17 protein-coding genes are annotated in these 22,529 nt (G+C 43.5%); 4 read left to right on the top strand and 13 right to left on the bottom strand.

The window, feature by feature from the left end; translation table 11 throughout:
* The first annotated feature begins 79 nt into the window (after positions 1-79).
* Positions 80-2,293 carry a NosD domain-containing protein gene (locus DK846_RS01710; RefSeq protein ID WP_109967188.1) on the top strand — a complete coding sequence of 738 codons (2,214 nt, stop codon included), beginning with the start codon at positions 80-82 and terminating at the stop codon, positions 2,291-2,293.
* Positions 2,294-2,448: 155 nt separating this feature from the next.
* A complete protein-coding gene (locus tag DK846_RS01705; RefSeq protein WP_109967187.1) occupies positions 2,449-4,302 on the top strand; it encodes a PAS domain S-box protein in 1,854 nt (617 codons plus the stop codon).
* A 56-nt stretch (positions 4,303-4,358) separates the two neighbouring features.
* Here the strand turns inward: DK846_RS01705 and DK846_RS01700 are convergent, their stop codons facing one another.
* Entirely contained in the window at positions 4,359-5,351 is a 993-nt protein-coding gene (locus DK846_RS01700; RefSeq protein WP_109967186.1) for a hypothetical protein, read from the bottom strand.
* Between the two features lie 194 nt (positions 5,352-5,545).
* Entirely contained in the window at positions 5,546-6,562 is a 1,017-nt protein-coding gene (locus tag DK846_RS01695; protein ID WP_109967185.1) for a hypothetical protein, read from the bottom strand.
* A gap of 171 nt (positions 6,563-6,733) precedes the next feature.
* Between DK846_RS01695 and DK846_RS01690 the strand changes: the two genes are divergently transcribed.
* Entirely contained in the window at positions 6,734-7,717 is a 984-nt protein-coding gene (locus DK846_RS01690; protein ID WP_109967184.1) for a hypothetical protein, read from the top strand.
* A 72-nt stretch (positions 7,718-7,789) separates the two neighbouring features.
* Here DK846_RS01690 and DK846_RS01685 read toward each other — a convergent pair whose 3' ends face one another.
* From DK846_RS01685 to DK846_RS01670, 4 genes are all read right to left on the bottom strand, one after another.
* Positions 7,790-8,566 (bottom strand): PHP domain-containing protein, encoded by a 777-nt coding sequence (locus DK846_RS01685; protein WP_109967183.1) that lies wholly within the window; start codon positions 8,564-8,566, stop codon positions 7,790-7,792.
* 113 nt (positions 8,567-8,679) lie between these two features.
* Complete coding sequence (locus DK846_RS01680; protein ID WP_109967182.1) at positions 8,680-9,072, bottom strand: tetratricopeptide repeat protein; 393 nt, start codon at positions 9,070-9,072, stop codon at positions 8,680-8,682.
* Between the two features lie 105 nt (positions 9,073-9,177).
* Entirely contained in the window at positions 9,178-11,703 is a 2,526-nt protein-coding gene (locus tag DK846_RS01675; protein WP_109967181.1) for a CARDB domain-containing protein, read from the bottom strand.
* 122 nt (positions 11,704-11,825) lie between these two features.
* The gene (locus tag DK846_RS01670) at positions 11,826-12,620 is read right to left on the bottom strand and encodes a hypothetical protein (protein ID WP_109967180.1); all 795 of its coding nucleotides are present in this window, start codon (positions 12,618-12,620) and stop codon (positions 11,826-11,828) included.
* A gap of 18 nt (positions 12,621-12,638) precedes the next feature.
* On the opposite strand from DK846_RS01670, the gene DK846_RS01665 reads away from it, so the two are divergent.
* The gene (locus DK846_RS01665; RefSeq protein WP_181391568.1) at positions 12,639-13,544 is read left to right on the top strand and encodes a DNA-3-methyladenine glycosylase family protein; all 906 of its coding nucleotides are present in this window, start codon (positions 12,639-12,641) and stop codon (positions 13,542-13,544) included.
* 33 nt (positions 13,545-13,577) lie between these two features.
* On the opposite strand, the gene DK846_RS01660 is transcribed toward DK846_RS01665, so the two are convergent.
* The 7 genes from DK846_RS01660 to DK846_RS01630 all read right to left on the bottom strand — a co-directional run bounded on the left by DK846_RS01660 (position 13,578) and on the right by DK846_RS01630 (position 22,455).
* Positions 13,578-16,142 carry a U32 family peptidase gene (locus DK846_RS01660; RefSeq protein ID WP_109967178.1) on the bottom strand — a complete coding sequence of 855 codons (2,565 nt, stop codon included), beginning with the start codon at positions 16,140-16,142 and terminating at the stop codon, positions 13,578-13,580.
* Positions 16,143-16,231: 89 nt separating this feature from the next.
* Entirely contained in the window at positions 16,232-16,513 is a 282-nt protein-coding gene (locus DK846_RS01655; protein ID WP_109967177.1) for a DUF1294 domain-containing protein, read from the bottom strand.
* Positions 16,514-16,631: 118 nt separating this feature from the next.
* Complete coding sequence (locus DK846_RS01650) at positions 16,632-18,452, bottom strand: PEGA domain-containing protein (protein ID WP_109967176.1); 1,821 nt, start codon at positions 18,450-18,452, stop codon at positions 16,632-16,634.
* Positions 18,453-18,472: 20 nt separating this feature from the next.
* Entirely contained in the window at positions 18,473-19,654 is a 1,182-nt protein-coding gene (locus tag DK846_RS01645) for an ABC transporter permease (RefSeq protein ID WP_109967175.1), read from the bottom strand.
* 2 nt (positions 19,655-19,656) lie between these two features.
* Positions 19,657-20,334 (bottom strand): ABC transporter ATP-binding protein, encoded by a 678-nt coding sequence (locus tag DK846_RS01640; RefSeq protein ID WP_109967174.1) that lies wholly within the window; start codon positions 20,332-20,334, stop codon positions 19,657-19,659.
* 12 nt (positions 20,335-20,346) lie between these two features.
* Positions 20,347-21,732: a COG1361 S-layer family protein gene (locus tag DK846_RS01635; RefSeq protein ID WP_146201093.1), complete on the bottom strand. Its 1,386-nt coding sequence runs from the start codon at positions 21,730-21,732 to the stop codon at positions 20,347-20,349.
* 258 nt (positions 21,733-21,990) lie between these two features.
* Positions 21,991-22,455, bottom strand: a complete 465-nt coding sequence (locus DK846_RS01630; protein WP_109967172.1) for a hypothetical protein — start codon at positions 22,453-22,455, stop codon at positions 21,991-21,993.
* Between the last annotated feature and the right edge of the window lie 74 nt (positions 22,456-22,529).

Raw genomic sequence — 22,529 nt, 5'->3', positions numbered from 1 at the left:
AAAATAATCTGTCAACACTGCCCTGGGGTCCCACAGATTCATGATAAACAGAAACCAAACATAAATACAGCCTGATCCTATGTCATCACACCCAATAATATTCATTACCGGTTGTTTTTTTTATATTCTTGTAATATCAACAGGCATTCCGGCAGTATTTGGTGAAGATGCCCTGAATGAATCATACCAGGGAAAAATTATTCTCTCACCTCCTGTGACAATCACAACCCCGGGCACGTATGTTCTTTCTTCAGACGCTGAAATGATGAATGGAACAGATGCAATCACTATCCTTTCAGGGAATGTGTTCATAGATGGGATGGGTCACAAACTGGAGGCGAATGTATCAGATCAAAATCAGACAGTTGGTATCAAAGTTGAGGGCAAGGATTCGACTTTGAAAAATGTAAGTATATCATCAGTAAAAATTTCCGGTTTTCACACAGGGATAAAAATGGATAAAACCGAGGTGGCAGCGATCCAGAACTGTTCACTGAGTGTAAACCAGATTTCAGGAATTGCCCTTATCAATGCCTCTTCAGTTATCATCAACGGATCTGAAATTGTATCAACCCAGGTTAAGGGTGATGAAACCGGTGGAGACGGGATGAGTATCACTAATTCTGATGCTGTAACGATTACGTCTGTTCAGGTAACAGGAAGTGGAAGTGGAGGAGTAGGAGATGGTGTGAAAGTTACAAGGTCATCCACAGTCACTCTCGATACATCGACAATCACTTCCAGTGCAGGGTCAGGAGTCTCAACACAGGGCAACTCATCAGGGCTTATCATTCGTGATTCGATCATCTCAGGAAACGATGCTAATGGTATCTCACTAACTGAAGGATGCACCGGTCCACAGATATCAGGTTCGCAGGTTCGCGAGAATACACTCACCGGTATCGAGATATCATCAGCAAAAAGTGGGATATTAGTTGGGAATCTGATAGAAAAAAACCAGGTCGGACTCAGCCTCAGTAATGCTGAAGATTTTAGTGCAAGCGGCAATAACATCAAAAATAATAAAATCAACCTTGATATCACCGGAAACAGCCCTTTAGAGTACTGGCATCATATTGACAAAACCAACCTAGCGGACGGGAGGCCTATCTGGTATCTGCTTGGAAACAAGGATTCCAGTATCAGTGCCGCTGACAATCCTTCGTGCATCTATGCGGTAAACTGCACGAACCTGACTGTTGTTGATCAGGTGCTGAGTAAAAATGGTGCAGGCATCTTCCTGATTAATACTGATTCGGCCATTCTCTCCCGGATATCAGCACTAGATAATACATTTGGGGTCAGGATTGGATATGGAAGTAGAGATATCACTGTAACTGACAGTAGTACCGAGACAAATCTTATCGCCGGGTATGCAGTTGCAGGCAGCCAGAATATCACATTCAGATCGTGTAGTGCGCAAAACAATCTTGTCGGTTTCTTTTGTTCTGAAACAAACAAACTACTACTCGAGGAATGTGATGCTCACAATCAGCAAGGCCTTCGCAGGCGTGGACCATCGGGATTTCTTATTTCAGGCTGCACAAATGTCTCGGTGACAAACAGTTTAGCCAGACAAAACCAGTTTGACGGGTTGTACCTCAAAGACTCTCCTGATACTCTTATCTCTGGAACTACCCTCTCATCAAACGATATAGCAGGAATTGCCTCCCTGGCAGAAGGAATAACTGTAATTAACTCTACCATATCAGCCAATGGGGCAGGAGGAGTACTTATCTATGGCAACTATTCGGCGATGCAGGGCAATAGTATTCAGGAGAACAAAGGGAGAGGCCTTATTATAGACTCAGTTACTGAAACAAAAATATGGAATAACTATTTCAACAACACCAGAAATGTCGAGATGACCGGAAACAGTTCTCATACAACATGGAATATTACCCCTGAAACAGGAAATGGAATCACCGGCCATACCCTAATCGGAGGTAACTACTGGGGAAATCCGACCCAGCCCGGATACTCTGATATCTGTACTCCAAATACAGACGGATTTTGTAATGTCTCATATAGCCCGGGTCTGAATGGAGTAGATCAGTACCCAATCAGTTCGTCAGTCCTGAATAGTACCAGTCAGTCAGATCAAATATCAACTCTCTCAATATCCGATACCAAATACGATATTGATAAGAACGGCCTGGTAAACCTGCAAGATGTTGTTGCACTCATGCAGGGAATAGTGTCAGGAACAATGTCAGACTCATCCTATGATTTCAGTAATGATGGAAGGGTCAATCTGCAGGATGTTGTTGCATTATTCAACCTTATATCCTGAAAAAACTCTTTTCACAATCCAATCTTATTATCAGATGCAACCTGACTAGAGTAAACTGATATCAATAGAGAATCGTGAGGCTGTCTTGAAGGTGATATAGGAGAGATGATACTTCGTAGAGACGAAAAAACCTTATCTGAAAAACTGATTCAATTATGGACTTAGTATATTACCTTACGGGAATAGTCCTCATTTTTTTTTCATATCTGGTATTCACCAGACAAGTTGCATCCCACCATGAAGAAAAACGGTATTATAATAAAGTTCTAAATGCCGCTCCATTTCCTGCTATTGTACTAGATATATCAGATAAAAAAATCCTCATGTTTAATGAGCGTGCAGCTCATCTTTTTGAAACCCCGACCGCCACAACCAACCATCTTAATGCTGTTGATTTCTTTAGTACACCTACAGAACTGGAAAAAGTTATTACCGCACTTTTACACGATGAAAAGATAACAGATTTTGAGATCAGGCTTATTACCCGACTTGGAAGGGAGTTCTGGTCACTTCTCTCTGCCAATCTGATTACAATCGATGAGACTTCTGCCGTATTTATGGCATTTGCGGATATTACCCATCAAAAAGAACTTGAAACAGCTACTCTGAAGAACAAGGAACTGTACAAATCCATTATCCGGACATCTCCAGACAACATAACAATGGTCGATATGCTTGGAAAGATCTTTATGCTCTCTCCTGCAGCATTTCTGATGTTCGGGTACTCACTACATGATCACTATCCATACGGGACACCTTTTCTCGATATGATTCATCCGTCAGACCGAGGCAGGGCAAAACATGATATCAGAAAACTCAAGGCAGGAGAGAATACCGGGCCAAGCGAGTACAAAGCATGGAAAAAGGATGGGACTATCATCTACATCGAAAGCCATGCAGAAGTCATCAGGGACGAGGAGGGAAGACCGGACAGTATCCTCTATATTATCCGTGACATTACCAGGAGAAAAGAGGCAGATAAGATCATCAAAGAGAATGAAGAGCGATTTACCACGATATTTCAGGAAGTCCCTGATCCCCTTCTCATCTTCAAACCTGATGGAACAATAATTGATCTCAACAGGCAGTGTGAACAGTGGTTTTCAGTTGATAAAAAGACCTGCATCGGGACACTTCTTCAGGATGCGAATTTTTTTCAGACAAAGGACGAGGATCAGGATATTACCGGGATCATTCTCAGTCTTTCTCCAGGAGAAAAAGTGGAGACCCAGATTCCGCTCCCTGATGGAAGTAAACGCCATACCATTCTTTCAACTCAATCTATCACAATCAGTGGCGAACAGGCAAAATTGCTTTTGATAAACAACATCGATGAAATAAAAAAGGCGTATCAGGCTCTCGCCCTGGCTAACAACCAGATCAATCTTCTTACCAGTATAACCAGGCATGATATTCTCAATAAGGTGATGCTGATTTCAGGATATAGTGAGATACTCAAAGAAGATATTGAAGATACTACGGTGATCGAGACCCTTGAAATCATTTCACAGTCAGGAAAAGATATTCAGAACCTTATAGGATTTACCAAAGAATACCAGGATCTTGGAGCAGTTCATCCTAAGTGGCAATCGATCCATTATCTCATGAAAAAACAAGTTATCGGTTCCCTGATCACTGATATCACCCTTACTCTTCCTGAGGAACAACTGGAGATATATGCCGATCCCATGCTTGAAAAGGTCCTCTACAACCTTGTTGAAAATTCTCTCAGACATGGAGGGAAAATAACCAAAATTGCACTATCTCATACATATTCAGGAGAAGACTGTATCCTCTACTATACCGATGACGGAGTTGGTATCGATGAGAAGGAGAAGAATATGATCTTCAAAAAGGGATTTGGTAAAAATACCGGGCTTGGACTCTTTATCATAAGAGAAATCCTGATTCTTACCGGTATTACCATCAGGGAGACTGGAATACCAGGAGTTGGTGTCAGGTTTGAGATTCACATTCCTGCCGGGTCATTCAGGGTTGCTGCAAAATAATAGAATAAATCTAGACCCTTTTAGAAAAAGATCTTATTCAATACTACCATTCAATGTTAGCCGGCTATTCTTTCGCACAGAGAAAGATCAGGGAAGTATCTGCTTATCTGATACCCGATATCAGAGAGAAACTGCATAACTTCATCAGACGAACGTGCATGGAATGAACCGGTGAGGAGTGGTGAACTTTGTGCCGATGAATCAAATCCTGATGACGACTCACTCGGATGCATTCTCCAGAGGAGGGAGAATGGGGTAAGAAATCCTGCAGATGGCATAAGATTGGGTGAAGCCGGACTATACAGACTGAGTGTTATTGAAAGCCCCTGGATCTCTATTCTGAACATTTTTTCCGGTGAATCATCAAGGAAGTATCCAATGATAAGGTTGTCAAGATCACGTATAACCAGGGCAAATGGATATTCTGTATACATTTCACCAGATTTTACTTTGTTTACCCCTTGCATAAAGGACCGGACAATAAACCGGTCAACTAAATCAAGCCGGTAGCAGAGTGCACCATACTCTAAACATGGAGTAAACCAGTCTCGCATCGTCTCGAAAGAGGATTTACAGGAATTAATCTGCCCGAGAAGAGAATCGGCATCTGAGTAATCATCACCCAAAAAGCACACGATTCTTTCTTCATCAAAGATAAAATCAAGATTTTTCAGCGTGACCTGAAATGAATATAATCGGGAGATCTTCTCATGTAAACCAGGCATGGATTCATACAGGTCTGAATCAACCGAATGCGTTATGATCCGCACCTGATCTGAAATGATCTCAAGGAGCCGGAAAAGACCAGGGATAGTTATTTTTCCGGTTGGACTTTTATGAGAACCAATAATTGTGGATCTATATGTGAACGGTATATGCTCATTTTGCATTAAGTCATCCAGGTTTAAAACGGGTTGATTCTTTGCATTCCTGATGGCAAGACTGATAACCCTGATGACCTGGATTGCACGGTTCGAAGCATCTATTCCTTGAATTATCCTTTGCTTACGATTTGTAACCCGTGAAAGGCAATAATCTGAGTCCCTCATTTTTCCTCTAATTTACCTTCCTTCCGGCATGGCAATCGAAGAGAGGAAGATAATTTTCTTCTGACTGTAATCGCCATAATCGTTATCTCATGAAACTATGGAGAGACAAGAGGGGTATAGGGGACCAAGGTTCGGATTACAATATCATTGAAAAAAGGGATTTTACCCAGCAGATAACTGCTGCCTTCAGGTGATCAGGTTGAAAGCCCAAATGTCTTTCTTGCAGCCTCAAGTGTGTCACCGGTCTTAAGACCCCCACCATACAGGATTTTAATAGCTTCCTTGTCAAGGTCACTGAGTTCACGATTCATTCCCTCATTTCTGTAAAAGATACTTTCTTTATTTTTGTATGAAACGCCATGAAGCCCCATGCTATACAGCAACCCTTTCAGAATGTAGTACCTCTGATCCTCTTCGCTCAGGGTATTGACCAGGTAAATATAATCGTCATTCACGATCCCGATAAGTACCCCGTTTTTATTTTTTATCAGGTGATCACTGTCTTTCTTCTTGTCATCATAGTACTGCTGGAGCATTTTTTCGGTGAAGATTTTAATATTGTAATAATTATATGGAATTACTTCATAATTTGACTGAAGGAAACCAAGTATAACATCTTCATCCTCAAATTCAGTTGTACCTGAGAGAGAGTTGAACATGGTTGAGAGGTTTTTCACATACGCAATTTCTGAGTCTGTATAATAACCATCAAGCCAGAACTGATACTTTTTATCTGATTTAAAGAGTTTAATTTTTGAATTGTCAAGACCGAAAGTGATATCTAGCAGATGAAGCACTACATCCTCTTTATCAAACTCTTTGCCAGTGCTTCCGGTTTCCTTCTCAATCTGCATCAGATCTCCACGAAGAGTCAGACCACGTGATGAAACAATTCCAAGAACGTAATCCTTATCGTTCTTTATCAGATATTCATCCGGACCCATCTCTTTCTGAAGTTTATCCAGTTCTGATGCCGGTACAATCCTGATATTGTAATAGGTACCTCCGGTTTCAGCGGGCCCCGTATGGACCAGTGTTTTTTTCGCTGATTCGTCGGTGCTTGTTAAACTGCTTACATCAGGAACTGATCCATTGACTGTATGGTTGGAAACCATTCCACTGTTTTTATCTCCGGTCTGACCGGTACATCCTGCCATCATGACTGCACATATCAGAGTAAAAAGAACCAGATAAAAGGCTTTGATCTTCACAATTTATCTATTAATCTCAGTTATATTTCAGTATTTTGCCACTCTAAAGAACAATATTGACGCAATATAAGAATAGAGATAATTGAGATGATAAAACAAGAATATAGAGCAATATACTGCCATATATTAAATTTAAACAAATATTATATCCATTTATGAATCACTTCTGGTATGGGGAATTACCGGTTTCCGGTATATTGTTGTCTTATCCTCCTGTTATGTTTGGGGGTGGCAGGTAATTGTACAGGTGATAATCCGGTCTCACAGAAGGCCAGTAATGGCAGTATTTACGATTCTTCAAGCCTGATTTCATCTCAAGAAACTAATATACAGAATGATTCTGAACCCATTTTTGAGATTAAACTTGTATCCCCTGATCTGCTTAAAACAATTCTGACAAATACGGGATCCAGGGACCAGATTTTAAAAATTGGTCCGGGAATGACCATCGGAGTCTCAACTCCAGAAGTTCTTTACATCAGGGGAGATCTGCAGTCTGATGAGTACCTGCTCCAAATGAGAAATGATACAGATATCAAGGATTCAATTGTTCAGCATCTGCTTGCGATAGTATTCGGAAAGGACAATGCTAATATTACCCTTCTTCAGGGTGACAAAGATTATATGATCTGGTTTGATGAAGGATATACCAGGGATGATGTAAACACTGTTCTGGCGTTTGCACGAACGTTCAACAATCTCTCCACGACCACACAGTTTGAAGACGAATCAGTACTCAAAGGCGAACTAAAAAACAACTACGAAGAGATCCCGTATCATTATTACCGGATTAAAATTACTACACGGCAGTTCCTTGATAATTACAAAAAAGACAAATACAAATCCGCATCTGAAGAACTGCTGAAAGATAATACTGGAACACTGGTAGGAATTATCGCACCAGGATATGTCTACCTTTGGGATGGATTGGAAGGACAGGAGCGACGATATTATCTCATAAAATCCCTGCTCTGGAATCTTGGGTTTCACGGGGAAACCAGTGCTGACACTGATAGTTTCTTTTATACCAAGTCAAACTATCGTTCAAATTTATCAGAACTTGATAATGAGGCGATCGAACTTCTGTATGGTGGAAGACTCAGCACAGGGATGAATGTCACATCAATACAAGCAGCTCTTGATATCAGCCTGTAATATATCCACATCCATTTTAGAGAGAGGAAGCATTTGGTTGTGTTCTGAAGAACTGGTGCCGGAGAACATCTCTTACTCAATATAATGTTCAGGTATTACCCGGCGAATTCCCTTAGGGCGGCCTAATGCCTGAACCAGGTCCTGGAGTGTTCCAGATTTCATGATGATCTTTGTATAGATACAACCGGGAAACCGGGAATAGGGATCTTCAGAAGAAAGCATGTGAGAATCAGATCCCGCAACCACCCTCCAGGTTTTTCCACATGGTGGCCATCCAGCCCTTTCACTAAGGGATTCAACCACCTGTATCTCATTGGATTCAAGGATAGGAATCAGTAACCCGGGTTCAAGATTGAGTAATCCTTTCCCGCGTTTTCGGTCAATATGAGCAGGAATAGCAAGTCCACCATGTGCAGTGATCAGTTTTATGATAGCAAAGGTTCCTATTCCGGCAATACAGGATGAGTCACCCCGTGTTTCAACAGGAGAGCCAAGTAGAGTCAAGAAATCCTCAATAAATGATGTCGTCGCTTTGAGATCAAACAAAGCCAGAAGGTGAATACCATCTGCGGTGGTAATTTCAACTCCCGGGATAAGGATGATTGGGCGAAAAAATGAGGAATTATTACATTTCATATTGGAGTAGGCATATTTCAGGGAATCGATCCACCTACCAGTGTTATGATCAGTAATGGCAACAAGATCGATACGATGCTTCATGAAAGAAGTGAGCCATTCTGTCTCTGAAACTCCATTCATTTCAGGAGTGTCACAGGAGACAGGGGTGTGAGTATGAAGATCGCACCTCAGCCACCGGTATCCGGGAGAAATTCTTTTTTCCTCGCTCATTCCTGATGATGGAGTTAATAAACAGACATCAAATATTTCATCATATTCTCTGTATAATCAAGAGAAGTCATGAGAAGGAATTTTTGAGCGATATTTATCTGATATCTGATAAATTAAATGGATTGCTTTAAAAGAAGAAAATAAGAGATCACTATTATCAGAATAACGATAACTATCCCCATGATTATGTACATATGTGGAATTTTTACTGCTGGTTTTACAGGTTCTGACTTTTCCCAGAGAGCCTCGAGTTTCCGGTTGTTTTTTCCCCTGTTCTGAAGATATACCGGATTATCAGGAGTCAGAAAAAGTGCATTTTTAAAGCAGGTATCAGCCTCTTCATACTCTCCTGCCTGTGAATACACAACACCCAGTGCATTCCAGGCTAGGTGATACTGATCATCTGCTTCAAGGATCTCAAAAAAAAGATCAGCAGCCTGCTGAAGATTGCCTGCCCGCCACGCTGCTTTTCCTTCATGAAAGAGAAGGTCTGGTTCAGAGGTCATGATACTAACGAAATTATAATTTTTCAGAGAGGGATTAGTAATTCGTCCTGATACTCAATGATGAACTGCTTAAAAATATTGCAGAGGGAATATCAAGATCCAGGGTTACTTAATCACAACCGGACTTTTTCCCATTGCAATATTGTTCTCTTTGTTGGTTTCTTTTAACACTTCTGAAGAATCTGCATAGATGACAAAGTAATAACTACCTGGTTCAATCGTTGCCGGGATCGGAACTTCAGTATCACTAACCATCTGTTTTCCAGAAATAATACTATCTATCTTTCCTTTGCCTACAAGATAACTGGTCTTCGGGTCAAATGTTTTGTCTGGAGAGAGATACAGTGAGACATCGAAGTTTTCTGCATCAGCTTTTCCATTATTCTGCAATGTGGTTGTTGCTTTGAAACTCCCACCTGGCGTTCCGGAGGTTCCGGATGATCTTACCTTAACTACCAAATCAGGAAGTAATTGTGCGGAGAGGTTTGAAGTTACCTGCTGTGATTCATCTGAAGTTGAACGTGTTGCTTGAGATGTCGGGACTGCAGTTGTTGGCACAGTGGTTATTTTAGTAGTTGGCACCGGCGTCTGTTTAACGGTCGGGGCAGGAGTTGGAGAAACCGTAGTTGGTTTCGGAGTTGGCGTTGCGGTTACTATAGGCGTTGGAGTGGAGACTGCTGTAGTCGGTACTGATGTAGGTGTTGCAGTTGGTACAGGAGTTGAGATGCGGGTTGGCGCTGGTGTTGAAGCAATTGTTGGAGTAGGTGTTGGTGTCTGAGATGCCACCTTGGTCGCGGAGATCGTAATTGGTGACTCCATTGCACGGGAATTATTCGTTTTGTCACTCTCATTGACTGCCCTAAGGCTGTCTGCAAGTGCGACTATGTAGTATGAACCTGCAGTAGTATTCTGAGGGATGACTGCAACTGCTGAACCCTGACGAGCTTTTCCTGCTGCAAGATCTGGAACATCACCATATCCAAGTTCAAGATCATCGTCAGATACGGTTCCGTCTTTTGAGAGATAGACTGATAATCTGAATGTACCGGCATCACTATCCCCGGCATTACGAACAGTGGTATTTATGAGAATTTTCTCTCCTGGTTCTGCGGTTCCCGGAGAGGTAATTGCGTCAACAACAAGATCAGGAAGACTTGTCGAGACCTGTTCTTTAGATGCCTCAATTATAGGTTCTGCAGTGATTACCGGAGTGGGTGTTTTAACTGGAGTGGTCGGTACAACAGTCGGCTTGGACTCAGGAACCTGCGTCAGTATCGGAGATACTGATTGAACTGGAGTTCCTTTTGGTGTGACCAGAACCTGAACCGGAGTAGGTGTGCCAGTTGGAGCAGGTGTTGATGCAGACTCATAACCAGGTACAGAAGGCTTGGTTATGGTAATCGCCGAGTTGGTTGAACGGACATTGTTGGTCTTATCCTTTTCACGGATTTTTTCCTGGCTGTCTGCGAATCCCACCAGATAGTATGAACCGGCCGCCACATTCAGGGGGATTGTTGCAATCGCAGTACCCTCTCGTGCTTTGCCTGCAGCAAGATCAGGAACATCGCCATATCCCAGTTCGATGTCATCATCTGAAATTGATCCATCCCTGGAGAGATAGACAGATACTCTGAACTTCTCTGAATCTGCATCACCAGCATTTCGAACGGTGGTATTGATTGGGATTTCTTCACCGAGCATTGCAGTGCTGGGTCCTGATATTGCATCAAGTACCAGGTCTGCCCTCTTTGTGGATATTGGCTCTACAGAAGGAGTCACCGGGACAGCCAACTGGATACTGCCCCGCTGGGTACCTGCACTTGTATTCACTTCAGGAATACTTACCTTCGCAGAAGCGGTCTTTCCATTATTATCCTTGCTCATCTCACGGATCTGACCGTTTGGATCAATGTACGCACCGATATAATAGGTACCGGAGGGTATCTCTGCTATAGGGAAATAACCGACAATGGTCTTTTTGGTTCCCGGAAGCAGGTTATCCACCAGGTAAAATCCTATCGGTGAATCTGATGATGAGACCGGTGTGGTGTACGAACCATAGAAGGATATGAAGAAGTTGCTTGTTGGCTTCACTCCCTCATTGCCTATGACTGCTGTGACTTCAACCTGCTGGGTAGCAGGATTAACCGTAGCCTGAAGATCATAGAGCACCATATCCGGACCAGTTGGATCAGGGCTGTTCGTCACGTTGACGTCAGACTGGATCATCTTTTTGAGTTCGTCCTCACTTTCTGTAGGTCGTGCCGTGGGGACTGGCGTCACTTTCAGGTTGGCAAGTGAACCAACTTTTTTCAGATATGGATTATCAATAAGAGGATCAAGTTCTTTTGCTTTAGCAAGACTCTCCTGAGCTTCCTTTGTTCGCCCTAACTCTATGAGGGTTTTGCTACGCCACATCCATGCACTTGCGAGTGTTGGATCCTGATATACTGCGTTGTCAAGAAGGGTAAGAGCACGATCAAAGTGACCAAGTGAGTATTGTCCAACCGCATCCTTGACCCAGTATTCGGGATAATTTAGATCTGTAGTGATATTCGCGGCACTTCCCATCCCGATAGAAAGTGCAAATATTAGGAGAAAAAGAAAAATATGCCTGCAGACAGTCTTCACAGATATTCACCTGATACTCATCATACCTTGCTCTTCTGGCCTTGATATCTCTTTGCACATGGCAGATACCAATCAGATCCATATTGCCCGGTCATTATTAAAAAAGAAAAGGAGAGAGAAGTTCAGGCTCCGATACTAGCCAGACTACAGGGAGAGTCTGCATACACCCAATATGCACGCATTGGAATCATCATCCGGGAGTCAGCGTGAGTATCATTACCTCCGTTGATGATTGAATCTTCAGTCTGCTGTTTTACCGGATCCCACCCGATAACCTGGGTCCAGGTTTTTCTGATCGAAAGGAGGGAATCGCGTGCCGAGGCATCTGTCGCTCCAGAGAATCCAACCAGGTTCCAGCCAGTCTGAAGGTCCTTTACCGGGGGAACCTGAAGAGGATCTACCGAGTATGAGAGGGTTACTTTGTCAGGTTTTGCAGAGTAGATAAAATATCCATCAAGGGGTGAGAGTTTATCTTGCGCAGTTAGATCCTTCCAACCTTTACCAGCAGGATCAAAGGTCCAGATACTTCGCCCGGCTGAGTCAATGTGAGCAAAGAGAGAGGCCGAATTTTTATCTTCTGCAAGTCTGCGGGGAATTCCAACCAGATTCCAGCCGGTCTGAAGATCTATCACACCAGAATTGTAATCATTACCGCTACCAGTTACGCTTGGAGGCGCTGTGAGTGTGGCAGTTACATTTCCGGCAGGTATGGCCGCAGTTGAATAATTATCGGCAGCCGTACACAAAGGGGCAAGGGATAGAAGAAGTGTTATCCCCAGGATCCAGAACCTGATTCTCATCTTTTTATCACCAGAATACCACACAACATCAGTATTTATCCGTATTTGTACAGAACTATTTGGCTTTGTCGCTCTGTTCATCTGTATTGGATGAACCGGAGGACTGATATAAGACAAAGAGAACCTGTGGAGGTGATGAAAACCTATCATCTCACACCAGAACAACTTCCCTTTGATCTGGATCTGACTCTTGACTGTGGGCAGGTTTTCAGATGGAATCGGGCCGGGGGCCAATGGGCAGGAGTTATTGCAGGGAAAGTGATAACCATCAGTCAAAATGGTGACCTCATCACGTATGATGGAATCAATGAGGCTGAGATAATCAGGTATTTCAACCTTGAGATTAAGGCTCAGGAGATTATCAGCCAGATCAAATATTCAATCTCAAAATACGCTTGTGAAACCGGAATCAGAATTGATGAACTCTTTGAGTCTGTCGCATCAGCAGGTGCCGGCCTTCGGATCATCAGGCAGGATCCCTGGGAGTGCCTTATTAGTTTTATCTGTTCTCAAAATTCCAATATCCCAACTATAACAAAAAGAATCTCTCTTCTTTGCGAACGATATGGCAAGCCTATCGGAAATACTATCTTTGGTTTTCCATCTCCGGCAGACCTTGCAAGAAGAGGCGAAGAGGAACTCAGAACATGTTGTACAGGTTATCGGGCTCCGTACCTGGCTGGTACTGCACAATATGTCCTCAGGGACCCTGACTTTTTATCTCGTCTTTTCAACTATTCAACACAGGATGCAAAAGATGAACTCATGAAACTTCCAGGAGTCGGACCAAAAGTAGCTGACTGTATCCTGCTCTTCGCATATAACAGGTACGAGGTTGTCCCGGTTGATGTCTGGATTAGGAATATCATTACAACTCTTTACCCGGAAGTCAGTAGCCGCCGATGTAACAGGAAAGAATGTTCGTACAATGATATTGCAGATTTTTGCAGGGAATATTTTGGAGAGTATGCCGGATATGCCCAACAGTATTTCTTTGCCTCACGACAGAATCTCCCGGTAAAACAGGGAGAGAGGGTTTAAACAGATAATACTCGCAGAAGGAGAGAATCTTTTTCAGGAGTCACTTCTGCAGATCCCACGTTTCCATGTCGCAGAGGTGAGCACACCCCAGGCATAATTTCTAATAGCATCCTTTACAGAATCCAGTTCTCCCTGTTTTACGTTCGGCATATTGATGGCATCAGACCATATCGCTGCCATTTCCCCTGCATAATCTGAACCACGCCATCTGGCATCGATAATCCCAATTATGCCCCCGGCTTCTTTCAGTGTTTTCACATGATCGATGAGTGAAGTCTCCGCAGAATTAAAAATATGAGTCCGGTTGGCTGGATCAAGAACTATTAGGAAAACCTGGTCTTTCTGATCCCTGATTGCAAATACAGCATTCGACTCAGGGATATGATGAGAAACACACAATCGATCCTCGGTAATAATTGTCTCAAGCAAACCCTGAACAATGATTGCAACTGGGCGTGAAGGGTCAGTTCTCTTTTCAAGGAGCACACGAATCTCATCGCCTGATAATTCACATGACAGAGTGCAGAATTCTAACTGGCTATGAACCTCAAGTGAGCAATGGTTTGTAATATTAAGTCCGCTGTACCCGCATACCTGCATATTGGGAACTATTTTTAGAACTGCTTGTGCAACACCAATGCCATCCACCATCAGATACCTCACCCCCGCTTTTAGTATTACAGGTAATGCCTGGATGAGACGATCCATTTCAGACCGGAGAAGAATTTTCGGCAATTTTATACCGATAACATCAGCTCGTGAAGGGTCAGCAACAAAAAGGGCGAGAATTTCATCGAGTTGATCCGAAGGATGGCTTGATAAACTGGTTGGGTACCATTCAATGTATGCCCTGCTAGCACCAGCCTCCACTCCAGATAAGGCAGAAGCGGGATCTGATACAAGTATCATAAGGATAAGATCACTAAATCTAGTGTTAGATTTCCGTGTTCCCTGATCATAATTTAATTGCTCAATACAGGACTCTGCAGAATCTTTGATCTCCTGCATCAGTTCTGGTTCAGGGAGATAGGATTTAATGATACAGGACTGAGCAAACTCAAGAATCTCCCGTCTGATTCCGTTCAAAACAGAGATTGGTGCAAACAATCCGTCCGGGCAGGAGGTTACCAGATGATCGATTGTAAAGAGAGTACCACCCGTTTTCCTGATTGCATCGTTGATCAGATCAGCTGTCAGGGGACGGGAACGGGCCGGGCTGAACTGTGACCCTGATCTAAAAGAGAAGGGTATAGTACCTTTGGTTCGGGTTCTGATAGTCCCGGTGATATCCACCGCCCCATCCGGAGAAATATTGAGCTCAAGGGAGAGACCAATTGAACCATAATACCGGGTATCTGGATCAGATGTGAGTTGTTCAAGAAGCCGGATGTTTCTCCCCCTGCTTGTGAGATATACCTGATCACCCCGATGACAGGATATATTAGAATCAAGGAGAACCTCTCCCTTTTGTATTACAGAGTCCCGTCGGAGCACAAAACCCTGCTCTCTGGTATTGCTGATACAGACCAGGCCGTCTCCTCGCTCGGGAACCAGATCGTGTGCCGGCTTTATATTCATCCATCCTTCTCTCGTGATTCCGGTTACTGTTCCAACTAAAAGACCCCTCCGTCCGGGAAGACCGCGGCCCATCACCGTCTGACAGGATTCTCCATTCAGGTATCCGGTTGTGAATCCCCGTGAATAAGCTAGAGCCAGTTCTGTCTCCTCTTCAGATGACGGAGAAAATGTTCCCGCCATAACGGCATCCAGAGCTCTCCGGTAGATAGACACCACCGTAGCCACGTATGAAGGAGTTCTCATTCGCCCTTCAATCTTAAGTGCTGAAATAGGTAGAGAAGCAACTGAGGACAGAACAGGATACACTGAGAGATCGCGGGTTGAAAGAAGGAATTGACCTGGGTGGTCAACCGGGTATGGCTTTGTCAGTCTTCCATATCTGTCGCGTACACCTTTGATGAGTTCATATGGCTTTCTGCAGGGTTGAGCACACATTCCCCGGTTTCCACTCCTCCCACCGATGACAGCAGAGAGCAGGCACTGACCAGAGTACGCATAACAGAGTGCTCCATGCCCGAATATCTCCACTTCAGCACCGGACTCTTTCAGCGATTCAGCAATGTCTCTAACCTCTCGTGCAGCCAGTTCACGTGCAAGGACAATCCGGGTGCACCCCTTCTCCACAGCATACAGGGCTCCTTCCCGGTTGTGTACTGCCATCTGGGTTGAGGCATGAAGAGCCGGAGTCCCGGGTTTACCTGAAAACAAGGAAGATGCAAGAGAGAGAACCCCTAAATCCTGGATCAAAATTGCATCGACACCAATCATGCAGAGAAACTCAAGATACCGTACCACCTGCACGAGTTCAGTATCATGGACCAGGGTATTGACCGTTACATAGACTTTTACTCCCCGTAAATGAGCAGAGGCTACGATTTCTTCCAGAGCCTGATCATCAAAGTTACCTGCAAAATGGCGGGCACCAAATCTGTTTCCTCCAAGATAGACCGCATCTGCACCGGCTGCTATTGCAACCCGGCATGCTTCCGGTGTCCCTGCAGGAGCTAAAAGTTCAATCACTTACAATCACCAGGGAACCGACAAATTGTTCTTTGTAAGGGTATTTCCAGGCCAAAGCAGAGAAAAAGAAGAATGACAATAACTGACACTTACCATCCCTTGATTAAGAGTAAAGTTATCAGGATCACATGGATAATCATGATTGCAGGAACCAGAAGAGAGAACTTCATCTTCTGAGTTTTATGTCTGAATATCTGCATTGCCAGAAAGGCACCAAAGGGACCAAAGACAGATCCAATGAGAAGATTCTTTTCAGATATCCTCCATTTTTCTCGACGTGCCTGCATTTTATCAAATCCATAAAGAATAAAAATGCCAACATTTACCAGACCATACACAGCCTCCAGGTATGGTAACAGTTGATCCGACATAGTACCCAATGATTTACCGGGCATGGACCTATAGATTACTCCCAGCAACAAATCCCGGAAAACAGTTACAAAAAAAGAGGGAGGAGTTGATTATTTCACGTTCTGATCCTTTTCCTGATTATTGTCGTCGTGCTGCGAGCAGACTTCCCATAACCAGTGCCACGAATAATATCCAAACCGGAAGTGGTGACTTTGTAGCAACAGGAATAACGGTTTCAGCTGCCTTGGCCTGACCCTGATCTTCCTGAACAGAATTTAGGGGAGACAGAATTGCAGAAACCGCTGTTGTCTGACCAGATGCAACAGATATATCACGAGCATACCATGCATATCCATCTTTAAAGACGGTAAGGTTATACGCTCCCGGAGCGATGCTTTGAAGATTCAGCGGAGTTGTGCCACGATACACATTATTGAGGAGAACCCCTGCTTCAGAAGGAGATGACTGTACTTCGATTGCCCCCGCATCAGTTATTGATGGTGCCGAACCTGAAGTAACTGGATCTAAAACTGCATTCACGGTAATTACTTCATTTCGATATACGGATACTATCGAGGTATAATCATAATAGCCGACGCTTGATATGGTTATCTGGTAATCACCGGGAGTCAGACTTGAAATTCCCAGGTACCCTGATGAAGGGGTTTTTCCTTCATAATTATTATTCAAATATACAACTGCACCAGAAGGTGAGCTGATAACCTGAATTGCACCACTATCGCGATCATACCGGGGTGCATAGAAGGGACTTGAATCATACCGGTAGTGTCCCGTATCCGGATATGAATACCTGTCATTATAGTAGTTAGGATCCCCTCGGTGAAGCAGGATATCAGACATTATTGGGTCAGGATCATTATCGCCAGGAACATGGGTAGGTGTATAGTATGGCTGGTCAGGAGAAGGAGTAACTACCGGTGTTGTAGGAAGGGTAAATGACGGATGAGGACCTGGAGAGAATCTACCGTCCGGGTAATTCGGATTCTGTGTGATCACCGGAGTTGGTATTCCTGTGAAGACAGGGGGCTGACCTGGATTATTATTACCTGGGCCTGGATAAGTCCCATTAGGATGATCAAATACCGGCGTAACTAATGGAGTTGGAATACCTGTCATCACCGGAGTAAGTGTTATTCCTGGGTAAACCGGACCTGGTCCCGGTTGAGGTGTATTTGGATGACCAGATACCGGAGTTAATACGGGAGTTGGAATACCAGATACCTGTTGAGTAGGAACTGGACTTAGTGAACCTGTGCCAGGACCAAAATGAGTTTCATTCGGACGGCTGTTTGTCGGGGTAAAGGAAGCAGTAGGGATGACAGTTTTTACAGGAGAAGGACTGGGACTTGGAGAATTATATCCTGGACCAAAATGGGTTTCATTAGGACGATTTGACTTTGGAGTAGAGGAAGCAGTAGGTACAATGGGTTTTACAGGTGAAGGAATTGGACTTGGAGAATTATATCCAGAACCAGGATGTGTTCCGGTTGGCATTACAGAGACCGGTGTGGATGATGCAGTCTGAAGAGCGGTCTTTACCGGAGAAGGAACAGGACTTGGAGAACCGTATCCTGGAACAGGATTAGTTCCGGTAGGTTGACCGGAAACAGGAGTGAACGAGGGAGTGGGTTGTCCATCAACCGGAGTTGATAATTGGGTTTTTTTATCACCGGTCAGGTGTGTCACTGCAGTTCGCGAAGTACCAATGATCTCTGAAGAATCATTCTGATTTTTATTTGCACCGGATTGAGTAGGCAGACTATTTCCCTTGCTCTGGTTCAATGACTGATTCGCCTCTCCAACAAGATACGACTGGGTACCAGGACTTTGCAACGTTTTTGAGGGGTCGCCTGATGGTGAGGGGACATCTGCGTATGTATTACAGAGGGTAATAATAAAAAAAATGAGAAACCCCACATAAAATTTGTAATGATTCATGATATCACTAAATTATAATTCTAATCTGCACGAAGTGCCTCAATCGGATCCATATTTGCACCTCTCCATGCCGGATATATACCAGATACAATACAGATCACCAGACCTATAGCCATAGCATAGGGAAGATGGATGAGACTGTCAACCGTGAAGAAGTACTTAGTACTACCCACCATGATTTGTATAAAAACATATCCTATTAACAGGCTGAATGCCATTCCTGCCAAAGCTCCAATCACTCCAATGAGGGTAGCCTCATAAAGAAAAATCATGAGAATCTCTTTCTTTTGAGTGCCGATACTTCGAAGAACTCCAATCTCCCTGATTCGTTCAGTCACAGACATCATCATGATGTTGAAGATTGAGACCGCTGCCACTAGGAGAGAAATTCCGGCGATGAGCGAGGCAAAACTGGTAATCGTTGTAACCGATGAAGATATCATTGTTACAAAACGACTGCTATCCTGAACTCTTACTACCTCTTCCCTGCGATTCATCTGTTTATTAATTGCTTCTACTGCAGCGGATGAGTCATCAATATTATCGAGAATAATATTGACCTGGTTGTACTCATCGGTAGCACCGAACATAGATTCATACTTGGATTTCGTCATAACAACAGCACTATCTGTGTTCAGATCCATGGACATACCACGAGCAGCAATGATTCCTGCTACCTTTAACCCCTGGCCGGAAACTGTAAATTTACTTCCAAGCCCAAGGCTATTATCAGAAGCAAAGGTTGCACCAATTAACACAGAGCCATCACTACTGGGATAACCACCTTCAGATAGGTTTTCCAGTACCCTTTTCATAGCCGGGGTTTCAAGGCCATATATCGTAGTACTCCATTCATCTTTGCCTTTCTTAACTTTAGCACGGATAGAATGCACTCCATATGCGTACCCGTATTGATCAGCAATTTTAACGATATTTTTATACTGGGTTTTTGTAAGATTGTCTGTAGACCCGCCACCGCCAGGGGCACCTCCACCTCCTCCTTTTCCGCTGTATGGATTGACTGTAAGTTTATCAGCCATCGAGGAGAGGGAATCCTTCACTGAAAATGTCATATTTGTCCCCAACATGCCCATGGAGGCGATGGAGATGATTCCGATTGTAATACCTAATGCAGCAAGGATGGATCTGAGATAATTAATTTTAACATTTCTCAAAGCCATCGCAAAGATGATATTCTTCATTGCTACACAACTCTCCCGTCTCTGATGGTAATAATCCGATCTGCCTGTTCAGCAATTCCCGGGTCATGAGTTACAATGATCAGGGTTTTTCCTTTTTCATTGAGTTTTCTAAGCATACTCATTACCAGAATACCAGTTTTGGAATCGAGGTTTCCAGTCGGTTCATCGCAAAGGAGAATTTTAGGATTATTTACAAGGGCCCTGGCAATTGCAACCCGCTGCTGCTGCCCACCTGATAGTTCTGGTGGTTTATGCCTCGCACGATCCTCATTGATCCCAACCATCGCAAGAAGCTTGGAAACCCTTCCGGTTGTGTCTTTTTTGCGATATTTTAGCGTATATGGGTACTCTACATTCTCATATGCAGAAAGAAGTGGGAGGAGATTGAATTTCTGAAAAATGAACCCGATTGTAACCAGACGAAGATCAGTGAGTTCATAATCAGTCATATCCCGTACTAATTTTCCCCCGATCTCAAGGTCACCCTGCGTTGGCACATCAAGACATCCGAGCTGATTAAGTAGGGTTGATTTTCCAGACCCGGATGGCCCAATTATCGCAACAAATTCCCCTTTCTTAATAGTGAGGGAGATGTGATCGAGAGCGATCACATCTCCGGATGGGAGGGGATAAATCTTGCTTACATCAGTTAATCGGACGACGATCTCATCTTCCGCCATGATTCGTCCGATTTATTTTGCATTTATTGAAATTTTCCGCCCTTTCATCTTCCGTTTCCAGAGCACCCAGATGACAATGACAATGATGAGGATGATAATGCCATAGAGGATCTCCATAACCGGAACCCCGCTCATACCCTGACCCATTCCGGATAGGGGATTCATTGGATTTACACCGGTCCGTGATGAAGAAGAACTACCACTCCTGCTGCTTGAGGAACTACCGGACGATACACCAGATGGCATTCCTCCCGCCCCAGGCGGAGCCCCTCCTTGTGGCATTCCTGCACCATTTATTGTAGATCCTTGAGTTCCACCAGAGATCTTTTCCATATCAAGAGTGAGAGGTTTTGAAAACTGGTTTCCTGACGAATCCTTGTACTGGATTACTACTGGAACTGTTTTTAAGCCGGATGGGATCTTGAGATCAAAACTCTCATAGTCACCGGCAGTGATGGTTCCAATGGCATACTTTTCATTTGGATTCCCATTCTCTCCTACAGCACTCTCCAATGAAACTACTACTCCATAAGCATCAGATATACCGGCATTTGAGACATCACCAGAGAGTGTTGTCTGCCCAGACTCTGTTCCCACTTCGATATTATTGATAAGTGGTTCAGCTGCGAGTTTATCAGTTCCAAGGGTAATTGGCACAGAGTAAGAGGTTTGGTGTGAGTTCATCCCACAAGAGTATGTAACATTAAAGTTCAGGTTTGCAGTCTCTGATGGAGTAACATCAAAGATTACTGATTTTTCAGAGTGTGGATACAGATCACCGATAAAGAAAGATGTCTGATTGCACTGGATTCCATCACCTGAAGGGATAATGGATATACCGGTCATGTTGACGCTTTTCGCATTTCCAACATGCAGGGTAATTGAACTTTTAACCCCTTTTGCATAGTTCTGAGGGATTCCTGATACAAAGAGTTGTAGTTCAGGAGTTTCCACCCGGACAGGAATATTGTATCTTAAACTTCCTGCATCCTGATAATTGAGATAAAACGCAGGATAGTATATATTTTCAGGCTGGTTTGCCACAATCGAGAAGGAGAACTGCATCTTGGTCCCGGCACCAATTGTACGTGTACTCTGGTAGGTTTCAGGATTCAGGACAGTCAATTCCTTTGATATAAGACGTGCATCGCTGATAACGACATTACTTGTGCCAGTATTTTCAACTGTAACTGTTAGAAGGCCGACATCACCGGTCATCAAAACTGAAGGTTCAATAACCGCGTCAGTAACTGTCACCTTCCCGGCTGCATCAATGGTTTCATTTGTAGCAATAGCAAGACAACACGGAGTACAGATCAGGAGTATTAATAATAATCCAAAAGTTGCGCATACTGCTTTAGATGATAATCTGGATACCCACGTTGATCTCTGAATCACAACTGCTGATCCCCTAAATATTTTTTGATTTTTCTTACCGAAAGACATATTCAACCCCACTGACCTAAGAGTATCCTTGCATTGCCATTACTAATACTTTCTGCAACCAAATAGGATCATATTCCGGGTAATGTAATAACATGTGTTCTGACTTCAACAATCAGAAAAATAAACAACCCGGATTTTATGAATATATTAGAATAATAACACGAGAAACAGGTTCTAAAAAAATTGAGATTTCTAATCGTTCAAAAATTTTTACTGTGCAGGTTTCTTACCGTCTGCCGGAGGAGTTGGGCGAGCATCCGGGTGTGCCTTGAAGAATTCATCAAGGAGTTTCTGTGCAGTTGCAGTGTCTCCACTGTCTAATGCGGCCTTAATCTGCGAAACATCATTACCCTTTGATGAAAGTTCATCAACCATCTTCTTCATGCGATCAGCATCCATTGCAGGCATCTGAGGTTTCGCATCCGGATGTGCTTCAAAGAACTTATCAAGCAGAGTTTTGGCTGTTTCCTTATCTCCTTTATCTTCTGCAGCCTGAATTTCGGTTACGTCATATCCCTTTGCTGTGAGATTCTTTAAAAGACCACTCATATCTCCGCCAGGTCCGCCTCCTGCCGGAGGAGCTTGAGGAGCGTCGTCAGCAAGGGCAGAAGCAACAAAAACACTGAGCAGGACACAAGCCAGTGCAATAATCCAGATATTCGACTTTTTTATCATACTTACATCACTTAACCACATATCCCGGGGGATATCATGTTCGTTGCATTATATCGATTCACATCGTGAGGAAT

Origin of the sequence: Methanospirillum lacunae (assembly GCF_003173355.1) — an archaeon.
Classification (GTDB): domain Archaea; phylum Halobacteriota; class Methanomicrobia; order Methanomicrobiales; family Methanospirillaceae; genus Methanospirillum; species Methanospirillum lacunae.
The sequence above is the reverse complement of the archived record's forward strand: the minus strand, read 5'-3'. Positions and strand labels throughout refer to the sequence as shown.

What these genes read in the sequence shown, in the direction of transcription:
- DK846_RS01645 (WP_109967175.1), bottom strand. Translation starts at nt 19,654, where the DNA reads ATGAAGAATATCATCTTTGCGATGGCTTTGAGAAATGTTAAAATTAAT.
- DK846_RS01650 (WP_109967176.1), bottom strand. Translation starts at nt 18,452, where the DNA reads ATGAATCATTACAAATTTTATGTGGGGTTTCTCATTTTTTTTATTATT.
- DK846_RS01655 (WP_109967177.1), bottom strand. Translation starts at nt 16,513, where the DNA reads ATGTCGGATCAACTGTTACCATACCTGGAGGCTGTGTATGGTCTGGTA.
- DK846_RS01705 (WP_109967187.1), top strand. Translation starts at nt 2,449, where the DNA reads ATGGACTTAGTATATTACCTTACGGGAATAGTCCTCATTTTTTTTTCA.
- DK846_RS01700 (WP_109967186.1), bottom strand. Translation starts at nt 5,351, where the DNA reads ATGAGGGACTCAGATTATTGCCTTTCACGGGTTACAAATCGTAAGCAA.
- DK846_RS01630 (WP_109967172.1), bottom strand. Translation starts at nt 22,455, where the DNA reads ATGATAAAAAAGTCGAATATCTGGATTATTGCACTGGCTTGTGTCCTG.
- DK846_RS01665 (WP_181391568.1), top strand. Translation starts at nt 12,639, where the DNA reads ATGAAAACCTATCATCTCACACCAGAACAACTTCCCTTTGATCTGGAT.
- DK846_RS01690 (WP_109967184.1), top strand. Translation starts at nt 6,734, where the DNA reads ATGGGGAATTACCGGTTTCCGGTATATTGTTGTCTTATCCTCCTGTTA.
- DK846_RS01640 (WP_109967174.1), bottom strand. Translation starts at nt 20,334, where the DNA reads ATGGCGGAAGATGAGATCGTCGTCCGATTAACTGATGTAAGCAAGATT.
- DK846_RS01710 (WP_109967188.1), top strand. Translation starts at nt 80, where the DNA reads ATGTCATCACACCCAATAATATTCATTACCGGTTGTTTTTTTTATATT.
- DK846_RS01680 (WP_109967182.1), bottom strand. Translation starts at nt 9,072, where the DNA reads ATGACCTCTGAACCAGACCTTCTCTTTCATGAAGGAAAAGCAGCGTGG.
- DK846_RS01685 (WP_109967183.1), bottom strand. Translation starts at nt 8,566, where the DNA reads ATGAGCGAGGAAAAAAGAATTTCTCCCGGATACCGGTGGCTGAGGTGC.